Origin of the sequence: Fischerella muscicola PCC 7414 (assembly GCF_000317205.1) — a bacterium.
GTDB classification, from domain to species: Bacteria; Cyanobacteriota; Cyanobacteriia; order Cyanobacteriales; family Nostocaceae; genus Fischerella; species Fischerella muscicola.
Genome location: NZ_AJLK01000020.1, coordinates 40652 through 52974 on the forward strand (window position 1 = coordinate 40652; position 12323 = coordinate 52974).

Below are 12323 nucleotides of genomic sequence, written 5' to 3' on the forward strand. Positions count from 1 at the left end.
TCTCACTAGCAAAGACCCAATTGTGAATTCATATCGGCATTAGGATGACAGGGATAGTCTATGAATAAAAAATCGGTGAATCAAGACCAGGACATGAGATTTGTGGATAACTCACAGCAGTGTACCTACCAAGGACAAAGGTGGCTAGTTGAAGAAAGAGATGCTTGTGGTGTGGGTTTTATTGCCCATCGTTTAAATCATGCTAGTCACGAAATTGTCTCAAAAGCTTTAGCAGCTTTGACTTGTCTAGAACACCGAGGTGGTTGCAGTGCTGATCAAGACTCTGGTGACGGTGCAGGGATTTTGACCGCTATTCCCTGGGAGTTGTTCCAACAAGATTTTGCCACACGGGGAATAGAATTTCCTAGTAATAATAATGTTGCTGTGGGGATGATATTTTTACCACAAAATCCCCAAGCCGCACAAAAGGCTAAAGCGGTAGTTGAGCAAGTAGCAGCAGAAGAAAAATTGACTGTACTGGGTTGGAGAGTAGTACCAGTACAACCAGAGTTATTGGGTATACAAGCAAAAGAAAATCAACCCCAAATCGAACAAGTTTTTTTAGTCTCTGCTGAGAAAAGTGGTGACGAACTGGAACGGCAATTGTATATTACCCGTCGCCTGATCGCTAAAGCTATCCGCAATCACAATCACAACTGGTCAGAAGAATTTTATATTTGTTCCCTGTCTACTCGCACAATCGTCTACAAAGGCATGGTGCGTTCAGCTGTTTTGGGAGATTTTTATCTCGATTTAAAAAACTCAGCTTATCAAAGTGCTTTTGCTGTATATCACCGTCGCTTTAGCACCAACACCATGCCTAAGTGGCCATTGGCACAACCGATGCGGCTTTTGGGTCATAACGGCGAAATCAACACCTTATTGGGTAATATCAACTGGATGACAGCTAGACAAGCAAGTTTAGAGCATCCAGTGTGGGGCGATCGCATTGAGGAACTCAAGCCCTTTGTCAATATTAATAACAGTGACTCGGCAACTTTAGATAATGTCTTTGAGTTACTGGTTCGTTCCGGTCGTAGCCCCCTGGAAGCCTTGATGATCATGGTTCCAGAAGCCTATCAAAATCAACCATCTCTGCGTGATTACCCGGAGATTATCGATTTCTATGAATACTATAGTGGTCTCCAGGAAGCATGGGACGGGCCAGCACTTTTAGTATTTAGCGATGGTCGCAAAGTAGGCGCAACCCTGGATCGGAATGGTTTAAGACCTGCGCGTTATTGCATCACCAAAGATGACTACATCATCGTTGCTTCCGAAGCTGGAGTTGTGTCATTAGATGAAGCCAACATCATCGAAAAAGGCAGACTCGGGCCAGGACAAATGATTGCTGTAGATTTAGAAAGCAATGAAGTCCTGAAAAACTGGGACATCAAGCAGCGCATTGCGAAAAAACAACCCTATGGAGAATGGTTGCGGCAACATCGGCAAGAACTTAAAACTTTGGTTAATGGTCATTGGTCATCAGTTAATGGTAATGGAATCCACGCCAACGGAAATGGCAATGGACTCCGAACAACCACCAACGATCAACCAACACCCCATATAGATAGACAAACCCTGCTACGGCATCAAATTGCCTTTGGCTATACCACAGAAGATGTGGAAATGGTAATTCAGCCAATGGCAATAGATGGCAAAGAACCAACTTTCTGCATGGGTGATGATATTCCTTTAGCAGTTCTCTCAGAAAAACCCCACCTGCTGTACGACTACTTCAAGCAACGTTTTGCCCAGGTGACAAACCCCGCTATTGACCCATTGCGGGAAAAATTGGTGATGTCGTTAAAAGTAGAACTAGGCGAACGGGGTAATTTGTTAGACCCCAAACCCGAATATGCGCGACGGTTGAAACTAGAGTCACCAGTATTGACAGAAGCGGAACTGGAAGCCATTAAAAATTCCGAGTTTACGACAGCTGAGTTATCCACACTATTTACAATCGCCAAAGGCCCAGAAGAGTTAAAAGCCGCAGTCAAGGCTTTGCAAATCAAAGCAACAGAGGCAGTGCGTGCTGGCGCCAAGATTTTAGTCCTCAGCGATCGCGCTGGTGAAGGCATCAGTTCAGAATACTCTTACATTCCTCCCTTGTTGGCGGTGGGTGCAGTACACCATCACCTCATTGAGGAGGGATTGCGGATGAAAGCATCCCTGGTGGTTGATACAGCGCAATGCTGGAGTACTCATCATTTTGCTTGTTTAATTGGCTACGGTGCAGGTGCGGTTTGCCCGTACATGGCTTTAGAAACAGTGCGTGATTGGTGGGCAGATCCGAAAACACAGCAATTCATGGAGCGCGGTAAAATTGCTACCCTCACCCTAGACCAAGCGATCGGTAACTATCGTCAAGCTGTAGAAGGTGGTTTGCTGAAAATTCTCTCAAAGATGGGAATTTCCTTACTCGCTAGCTACCAAGCAGCCCAAATATTTGAAGCGATTGGTATTGGTGGCGACCTGCTGCAACTGGGTTTCAAGGGTACAACTTCCCGCATCGGCGGTTTGAGTGTCAGCGACCTAGCCCAAGAGGTGTTATCTTTCCACAGCAAGGCTTTCCCGGAACTGACAACCAAGAAGCTAGAAAACCTTGGTTTTGTCAATTATCGTCCCGGTGGCGAGTACCACATGAACAGCCCGGAACTGGCGAAAGCACTGCACAAAGCTGTTGATGGCAAAAACTACGACCACTACGAAGTTTATAAGAAGTATCTGCAACAAAGACCGTTAACTGCACTGCGGGACTTGCTAGATTTCCAAAGCGATCGCGCGCCCATTCCGATAGAAGAAGTAGAACCAGTCAGCGAAATTGTCAAGCGCTTCTGTACAGGCGGTATGTCCTTAGGGGCGTTGTCACGGGAAGCTCATGAAACTTTGGCGATCGCCATGAATCGTATCGGTGGTAAATCTAATTCTGGAGAAGGCGGTGAAGATCCAGTCCGGTTCACAGTCTTGGATGATGTAGACACTTCTGGTCATTCACCGACCCTCGCTCACCTCAAAGGATTACGCAACGGTGATACCGCTTCCAGCGCCATCAAGCAAGTAGCATCGGGACGCTTTGGTGTCACACCAGAGTACCTGATGAGCGCTAAACAAATTGAAATCAAAATCGCCCAAGGTGCAAAACCAGGGGAAGGCGGACAACTACCAGGGAAAAAAGTCAGCCCCTACATTGCCATGCTGCGGCGCTCGAAGCCTGGTGTCACCCTGATTTCACCACCACCACACCATGATATTTACTCGATTGAAGACCTAGCGCAGCTAATTTTTGATTTGCACCAAATTAACCCCAAAGCCCAAGTATCGGTGAAACTAGTTGCAGAAATCGGGATCGGCACGATCGCAGCTGGTGTAGCGAAAGCCAACGCTGATATTATTCAGGTTTCCGGTCACGATGGTGGTACAGGCGCATCACCACTGAGTTCGATTAAGCACGCTGGTTCGCCGTGGGAACTCGGTTTAACAGAAGTGCATCGCGTCCTGATGGAGAATAGCTTGCGGGCTCGCGTGATTCTGCGTGTAGACGGTGGGATCAAGAGCGGCTGGGATATAATTATGGGTGCGTTGATGGGAGCAGAAGAATTCGGCTTCGGTTCCATCGCCATGATTGCCGAAGGTTGTATCATGGCCCGCATCTGTCATACCAATAATTGCCCTGTGGGCGTTGCTTCCCAGAGAGAAGAACTACGCAGGCGGTTTACGGGTATGCCAGAACACGTAGTCAACTTCTTCTACTTTATCGCCGAAGAAGTGCGGAGCTTGCTAGCAAGACTTGGTTATCGTTCATTGCTAGATATAGTTGGACGCGCTGATTTGTTGAAAGCACGGCAAGATGTGCATCTGAACAAAACCCAAGCATTGAACCTCGACTGCTTATTACAGCTACCAAACACTAAAACAGACCGTAGCTGGTTAGTGCATGAAGAAGTCCACAGCAATGGTGTGGTTTTGGATGATCAATTGCTTGCTGATCCTGATATCCAAGCTGCGATTAGTAATCATACTGTTGTCACGAAGACTGTACCTGTTGTCAACACTGACAGAACCGTCGGCGCGCGCTTAGCAGGAGCGATCGCTTCTCAATACGGCGACGATGGCTTTGGTGGACAGATTCACCTCAACTTCCAAGGTAGTGTGGGACAAAGCTTTGGTGCTTTTAACCTACCCGGAATGATTCTTACCTTGGAAGGCGAAGCCAACGACTACGTAGGCAAGGGGATGAATGGCGGTGAAATTATCATTAAACCGCCTGCGATTGCCAACTACGACTCATCACAAAACGTAATTATTGGTAATACCTGTCTCTACGGTGCTACTGGTGGAATATTATTTGCCAACGGTTTGGCTGGAGAACGCTTTGCTGTCCGCAACTCGAAAGGTACAGCCGTGATTGAAGGAGCAGGTGATCACTGCTGCGAGTATATGACTGGTGGGGTAGTTGTTGTCCTTGGTAAAGTCGGACGTAACGTAGGTGCTGGTATGACTGGCGGACTAGCTTACTTTTTGGATGAAGATGGTAACTTCCCAGAATTAGTCAACCGGGAAATTGTGACAATTCAGCGAGTTATGACAGCAGCTGGTGAAAAGCAACTCAAAGAGTTAATCACAGCTCATCTGTATCGCACCGAATCACCAAAGGCGAAGATGATCCTAGAAAATTGGCAAGAATTCTTGCCTAAATTCTGGCAGTTAGTTCCACCTTCTGAAGCCGATGGTCCAGAAGCTAATCCTCAACAAGAAAAGCAGTTGAGTCCAGTTTAATTCAAAAGGCAGAAGGCACTTATCGTTGTGATTTTGCCTTGATTTTTTCAGATTGATAGAGAAAAGGCGCAAAAATCTGCGCCTTTTCTATTTTTAGTTAAGGAACTAACCACACCAGACGCAGAGGACGCAGAGAAAGAGATACAAGAGAATTTAACAACTAATTTAGGACTGCTATAGCGATTATTGTTAATAAATAATAACCACTAACGCAAAATCTATCTGCATTCATCGGTGTTTATCTGTGTGCATCTGTGTTCGACTTAAAAAAGATAATTGCCCAAGCGTAAAACCAGACCACCCTATCAATTAACAATAACTAACTACAAGTAATACTTATTTTAATCAAGCAAACTATTTCTTTGTATTTGCAATCAACTTATAGTTCTTATCTTGTAATTCTAATAATTCTGGGATCGTGACAAAACGATAGCCTTGTTGCCTTAATTTACTAATAATTTGCGGTAAAGCTGCTACTGTATGAGAACGATTGCCGCCACCATCATGCATTAACACAATACTACCAGGTTTAGAAGATTTTAGAACTCGACTCGTTAAAATAGGGGCACTTGGACGACTGTAATCTACTGAATCAACCGACCACATTACTACTGTATATTTATTGCTTTTCGCATAACTAGCTAAACCATTGTGCAGCATCCCACCAGGAGGGCGAAACAAAGTTGTTTTTGCACCTGTAATTTGAGAGATTAATTCTGATGTATTGTCAATTTCAAAAGCTGCTGCTTGTGGATTAAAAAAGTGATACCAGTGATGCCAAGTGTGATTGCCAATGACGTGACCTTCTGCCACAATTTGTTTGCCTAAATTGGGATAATTCTTAAGATTTTGTCCAACAACAAAGAATGTAGCCTTAATATTATTTTCTCTTAATATATTTAGGACTTGTGCAGTGTGGTCAGGCCAAGGGCCATCATCAAAGGTAAGAGCTATGACTTTATCCTTAGGAGGAAGTTTTGCCTGATTAATTACTGCTCCTTGAAAACGCGATGGTATGATATAAGAAATACCCTTTAATTTTGCCTGTTGTTGCCAACTTGCTAGCATTGCAACTTTGAATTGTTTGAGTCGTTTTTGAGTCCCTGTTTTGACTTCTTTGTCATTTGTATTTTCTATATTATGTTTAGTGTTAATCTCAGAGGTACTCTGATTAATAGGCATAATCAAACCAAGACTCAAGCTGCCGCACAGTGCAATTAGTGAAATTAGTATTCCTTGCGGCCAGACAACAGACTTATTGTTTTCCACTTCATAACTCCTTCACAGAATTAACCATCAGTCACCTTGCTGACGGTAATTTATAACACAGTTTTTCAGATATTTTTGAAATAGCCTGCTGTTTTCTGTTAATCCTAAAAAATTCACACAGATTAACAGAAAATTAGATATTGGACAGAGATATTACAGAAGTCTAACTGAATCCTATATGATTTAGCTTTGGAAGGCCAATGCTTGTAATTTACTATATTTATTAATATTTCTTGATTTTTAAGATTTTAAAGTATTGATTTCATAATCTATTCAATTATATTCTACGGCTAGATAATATTTTGAGCTTGAAAAAAATCTTAAATTTCGAGTCTAGTTTCGCAATTAAATCTACGTAAACTAGCTAGACGTGTATCGGTCAAAATAGTTTCTTGTCTATTTTAAACATTTAAAATTTAAGCTATACCATCATCATCTTGCACAGATTTTATTTAGCCAATAAATTTGTTGGCTAATATCTTCAATCTACTTTAGTAGACAGATTAATCTTATTCATTCTTAGATGAGTTTTGCTAGAAGCCTAGAACTTTAGTGATAGGCTTTATGAAAGCAATGTGCAATATATATGTACAGCTACTCTTAAGCGAGTCAACAAGTGCTATTTTAGCAATAGCTGAATTTGTGGACAGTTAACTCAAGTACTATTTTTGATGCCGATACTTTAGTAATCTAGTCACTAAAATAATAATTTGTTGATCCCAAAAACTTAGTCAGCATCCCAATTTTTGAAAAATCTCTGGCGATTAGAAATCACAGCTACACAAAGAAAGCTTGCCTACGCAGGCTGCGATTAGTCCGTAAAGGCGGACTTGGTTTGTATAGCTACAGACTTCGAGCTTATGGGGCTTTTAAACATTTAGGATGCTCCTTTGGATTAGAAGCAACAAAAATTGAGCTTTGTTTAGGTGTAGTAAACAAACTCAGTTTCTTGATCTCAAGTTATGATGCTAACTCCTGTTCTAAAGATGAGTAAGAATTGAATCTTACTATCTACTAATTTAAAGTAAACCATATTGTTTACATCATCAAGATTACAATTAAACACATACCTATACAGTATAAATACTAAAGCCCTCTAATTATCTGATGATTGATGCGCTTTCTAGGTATGTAAATACTTCTGTAACAAATTTTAATAATATTGATTTTGAAACTAGTCAGAGTTGGGTATGAGGCAATACCTAATAACCGTCTCTGACCATGTATTTTATTTAACCTACCCACCGATCCTGAGCAAAGCCGATGGCAATCCTGGCTAGCAAAACAGAAAACCAGCCTATAATCAGGTATCCTTGACGAGGATAACGCTCCAAAAAAACACCCAGAGCTATACTCAAGGGTACAATACCGTAGGCGAGACGGCTCAGGGATATCGTACCACCAGATGCTAGTAACAAAGCAATACCGCAAAAACCGTAAAAAACAGTAACCGAGGTCAATTCTTTACGTAAGCGCCATAAAAGGTAAGCACCTCCTAGCACCATGACTGCGTTGAGTAGATTAGTAATATATCGATCGCTAGCCAGTATGAGAGAAATTGTTACTACAGCGTAAAAGACGTAAATCTTAATGACAGAACTTAACTTTTGTTGTTCGCGCCACAACAGATAACCACTGCTAACTATAATGCTACACAACAGTGGATGTAATAATCTCTGAATCCAGCTGTGCTGTCCGTCTGATTTACCTAGTGCGATCTCTAACAGCATATTCCACCAACCTTGCCCATCAAATCCTAAAGAAGGACGCCATCCTTTTTGGGCATTGATAAAAGCGATCGCATCACCAAAATCAATTGCACAATATAGACTGAACAGAAGCAGACCTATCGTCGTAGCAGCAGCAGCTAGGTAGGCGATCCTGGGACGACGTTCTCTCCAAGCTGCAAGTAACAGGGCTGGAATTAATGCCATACCTGTAGGGCGTGTTGCTGTCGCCATTGCACCCCAAAAGGCAGTCCAGCGATATTGCTGACGATCAAAGGCACGCAAAGCTGCTGCACTTAAAAACAGATATAGCCCTTCGGTATAAATTACTGTTCCAAATAACGAAAGAGGACACCAAGCTAACACAGTAGTTGTCCATCTAGCCCCGTTTGTTCCATGATGTTCTGCAACCCAAAAGTATACACAATAAAGGGCTGCTAAAAAGGTGATGTTATTCACTAGTAACCCTGCCACTTCAAACGGCAGGCCTAGATTCATGACACCACGAACCATGAGGGGAAACAATGGGAAAAAAGCAATATTGTGTTGACGCCCGTCATTAATAAATTCATATCCAGAAGTGGCAATGCTACGATAATGTACGCTATCCCAAGCATCAAATACTCCCAAACCAAAACTGGGTAATACTCCCTCCACAGGTTTGGGTAGGTTTGGTGCAATAAGCAACATGGCAATCCAAATAAATAATCGGCTGATTAACCAAATTGCTCCTGGAAAAAGGAAATCACTTTCCCATATACTTTTTTTGATAAATATCTGAACTTGAGCCATAAGCATTTATCTTTAAACTCCTTAGTAAATGTTTTTGCTTATGACTGCAAACGAAATGTCTCTTGGCAATATTTTGTACATTTCACTCCTCCACCAAATTCAATCATCTACTGAAAAGCAATTCAAGCAACTAATATTTTTGAAGTTTATATTCAGTAGTTAATGCTGAAATATTATTGATAATATCCTAATAATTTATATGCACAATTATGGTATTGATATTAACAATTTTTAAGGATAAAAACTTCATCTTACTTTGCCATAATAATCCTCAATCTTGATGATATACAGCTACAAATAGAGGTGCGATCGCTATTTTAGTTCTATCCGATTTGTGAAAATTAAATTGGAGTAAAAAACCGCACCAGACACAGAGTAAGCAGAGGAAGAGAGGGCAAAGAACAAATAATTTTACAAATGGTTTAGGATTGTTGAGAGATTTTTCAAAACATAGTGTTCTTCAGTTTTGGTTGAGTTTGTGTAAGTTATGGAATAATTAGCATTGATATAATCCATAAGATTTTTATCACTTTTCATCTGAGTAGTCCATCTGGTCAAGATAATTTGTTCTGGGTGATATTTGTTTAATATGGCAAGCATTTCTGCAAACGTCAAATCTCCAGAGTTTATTCTTTTATAGGAGATAACAGCAATTTCAGGCGGCACAATTAAATCATTGTAAAAAGCGTACATAGGATTATCAGTAAATACCCAATTTGTCAAACTTTTGTATTTTAGAATCATTTGCATTAACTCTAAATTTTTGGGTACACTACCACGAGGATTTGGGGGAGTGATAATTATTAAGCCAATGAGTATTACAACTAAAGAAGCAGGTAAAATTAATTTTTTATATTGATCAGCTGAAATTTTTTCTGTATTTTTTGAGAAAATAAATTATATAATAAGCACACTCCATAAGCAGCAAGCCAACATATAGGAATAGCAAGTAAGGGATAATAGTGATACCAAAGCGGTTGATGTTTCAGTAAAATTAATGTGGCGGTAACTAGCCAAGTCAACGGTAATACTCCTTTCTTTTGTTTTTGAGAAATAATTGCCCAGATACCGATGGCAGCGAGAAATATATAATCATAATCTTGATGGCTCATGTAATTGAGATATTGCAGGTTATTAAAATTTTCTACTCTGGAATCTGGGGGTTGTTGGAGATGGGTAAGAAGTAATTGTTCTTTATTCCAGAATTGCTGATAGAAAACTCCAAGCAGGCTATAAATTAATCCTAAAGAAATTAGCCATAAAGATATAGATTTGAAAAAGAATAACCGATTGTTTTTAATTTTCTTGATTTTGCTACAAAAATCTAATATCTGCAACAATATTAAAGGAATTAAAAATACAGTGAATAATTTCGTTTGTAAAGATAATGCCAAGCATCCACCAGATAAAATTAGATAAATTTTATAGTAATTTTGTTTATATCTATATAAAAAATAAATAGCTAGCATTGCTAAAGCCAATGAGGGAATGCCTATCATTACAGAAATACTTAGACGAATATATAACCAAGAGGTAAATAATAAAAATGTTGCTACTATAGCTGGAAAATGACCTAATTCAAAAAAGACTATTTGATAAAAACACCAGATTAATATCGCTGAAAATAAAAGCGTTAGTAAGCGGGCAGCAAAGATAGAATGACCAAATAAATTTAGCCATTTTGATAAAATCACTGTAAAAAGAGGTGGTTGATCATTCCAAATTTGGCTATAAAGCGAAAAACCTTTGGAGTAAAGAACGGCTTTCATTAAATTAAAGCCTTCATCATAGTCAAATTGAAAAGTTTCTGTCATCGGCGCAAATCTAATGGCAATGACCAAACTTATAAAAAGTAATATGAGAGATAGCTGCAATAAAATATTCTTTAGTTTGGACATACTCTTGCCAATTGTAGGTTGGAGATAGTTGCTAGGGTCGAGTATTGATAAATATTTTAGTTAATAAAGTCTGTCAATAATTTTAATTCTTGGCTTAGAGTTAAAGTTGTGTAAAGACGACTAAAAAATCTTTTAGTCCACAAAGATTGTACTTTGGCTATTAGCCAAAAATGAAGTAGCCCTGCCTATAAAACTTAGTGATTACCATCAATTTCTAACTAATTTTATTGAGACTGCTTCACAAATAAATAAACGTCGTCGCGTTGGTAAACCAGTTGAAATAATTGATTATTTTTCAGTTGATTTACTAAGTTGGCGGCAAACTCTGGGTTGCGAGTACCGTCTGGGTGACGCACGTTTAGCAATATATAATCAAATGGAGTGAAGCTTACGGGCTGGCCACTAATATCATCCACAAATTGAATCATCGGACGGTGACTTAAATGTGGGGCAATGCTGTGGGTAGTTAAAACAGGGCCTTTTGTCTGCACTTGAGCGATCGCTTCGGTCGTTGCTTGCCAATTGTCAACTGTTCTGAGATATCGTGACCAAAAATAGCCGTATTTTCCTAACACCATAAAAGCCAATAATGCCCACAAAATTATTGCCCTTCTGGTACGCAGCCATCCTTTATCAGCAGCAAGACTAGCAATTACAGCCACTATTAAGAAAGGCAGTATAGGTAAAGAATATTGATGAATTAAGTCACGTTGGGCTGGCTTGTCAGAAAGAATATTCAAAACTAATGCTGGAATTGCACTTACCAAAGGAGTTAAATGTTTAGGTGTGAGTCCCCAAATTAAGGGTGCAACTAATAATGCTAAATATTCCAGCGTCTTGAGTGAAAATACCCTCTCTAAAACAATATTTGGCTTCAGCACAAGATTGCTAGCAATTGCGATTACAGAATCGCCTAAATAGCTGTAACGTGAAACTGCTGCTACCTCACTATTACTAAAAAAGGGAATGATCACTTGGCTAGCTATTAAAAACCAACTGATGCCAGCAATCAGGGCGAATGTACCGTAAAAACGCCGTCGTTCAAATACCAGCAACCAAAAACCCATTGCCGTTACCGTCAGCGATAACACGGCTTTACAACCCAAAATAAAAATAGTGCCAAGGCAAAACCACACTATCTTACCTAACCGTGCTGCCAAAACAACCCCTAAAAATACAGGAATTGCCATCACTTCTGGGTGGAATTCAAAGAGATTGACATTAAAAATCAATGGATACAGCAGATAAACTGCTGCCATTGCCACTGCTTGGCTTTCCTTCAGTCCTGCTTGTAGGGCAAGATAATAAGTTGGTACAGCACCCAAAGCCAAAGAAACAGCTTGTACAGCTAACAACCAGTAGGCGCTGGGATAAATTTTGTAGAGTAAAGCCAATGGATAGACTGCCCAAGCTGCATGGTTCCCCATGTGATGAAAGCCCAAAAAAGAGGAAATAGGCGGCTGTCCTTGGCTGATTAAGTAAACAACCTGATCGTAAATTCCCAGATCGAGAACTCCTGACTGATACAGTGTATGCCTGATGCTGCTGCACGCAAATAACACTAAGGCACTAATGCCAGTCATCCAACCTATAATGCCAAGCTGAAAAAGTTGTTTTTTCACTCCTCGTAAACAGTAAAAAAGATTGTTAATGTTTTCTTAACCTAATTATTTTACGGTTTTCTGGAAAAAAGACAGAAGTAAGTCGGCACGAATGTACCAGACGTGGCATGGCACGTCTGGTACAAGTTGGGGTCGTCATTCGTCATTTGTCATTGGTAAGGGTTTTAAGTATGTTTACTTTTCGTGACATAGTTATGTTTATTCTCATCGACTTATTTAGAGATTTTTAAGTTTAA

The 12323-nt window shown here is 40.2% G+C and carries 5 protein-coding genes and 1 pseudogene; 2 read left to right on the forward strand and 4 right to left on the reverse strand.

Features of this window, described 5'->3' with window-relative positions:
* The first annotated feature begins 60 nt into the window (after nt 1-60).
* On the forward strand, nt 61-4779 hold the full coding sequence (locus UYI_RS0102845) for a glutamate synthase-related protein (RefSeq protein ID WP_016865171.1): 4719 nt from the start codon (nt 61-63) through the stop codon (nt 4777-4779).
* A 354-nt stretch (nt 4780-5133) separates the two neighbouring features.
* On the opposite strand, the gene UYI_RS0102850 is transcribed toward UYI_RS0102845, so the two are convergent.
* From UYI_RS0102850 to UYI_RS0102865, 4 genes and pseudogenes are all read right to left on the reverse strand, one after another.
* Complete coding sequence (locus UYI_RS0102850; protein ID WP_016865172.1) at nt 5134-6048, reverse strand: polysaccharide deacetylase family protein; 915 nt, start codon at nt 6046-6048, stop codon at nt 5134-5136.
* Between the two features lie 1232 nt (nt 6049-7280).
* Nucleotides 7281-8567, reverse strand: a complete 1287-nt coding sequence (locus UYI_RS0102855) for a mannosyltransferase family protein (protein ID WP_016865173.1) — start codon at nt 8565-8567, stop codon at nt 7281-7283.
* A 411-nt stretch (nt 8568-8978) separates the two neighbouring features.
* Nucleotides 8979-10465, reverse strand: a pseudogene (locus UYI_RS31825) (ArnT family glycosyltransferase).
* 224 nt (nt 10466-10689) lie between these two features.
* A complete protein-coding gene (locus tag UYI_RS0102865) occupies nt 10690-12087 on the reverse strand; it encodes a DUF2079 domain-containing protein (RefSeq protein WP_016865174.1) in 1398 nt (465 codons plus the stop codon).
* Between the two features lie 107 nt (nt 12088-12194).
* Between UYI_RS0102865 and UYI_RS39530 the strand changes: the two genes are divergently transcribed.
* Nucleotides 12195-12317, forward strand: a complete 123-nt coding sequence (locus UYI_RS39530) for a hypothetical protein (protein ID WP_258003531.1) — start codon at nt 12195-12197, stop codon at nt 12315-12317.
* Nucleotides 12318-12323 lie beyond the last annotated feature (6 nt).

Bases quoted from the DNA above. Each gene is read 5' to 3' on its own strand.
- UYI_RS0102845 (WP_016865171.1), top strand. From the start codon at position 61: ATGAATAAAAAATCGGTGAATCAAGACCAGGACATGAGATTTGTGGAT.
- UYI_RS0102855 (WP_016865173.1), bottom strand. From the start codon at position 8,567: ATGGCTCAAGTTCAGATATTTATCAAAAAAAGTATATGGGAAAGTGAT.
- UYI_RS39530 (WP_258003531.1), top strand. From the start codon at position 12,195: ATGGCACGTCTGGTACAAGTTGGGGTCGTCATTCGTCATTTGTCATTG.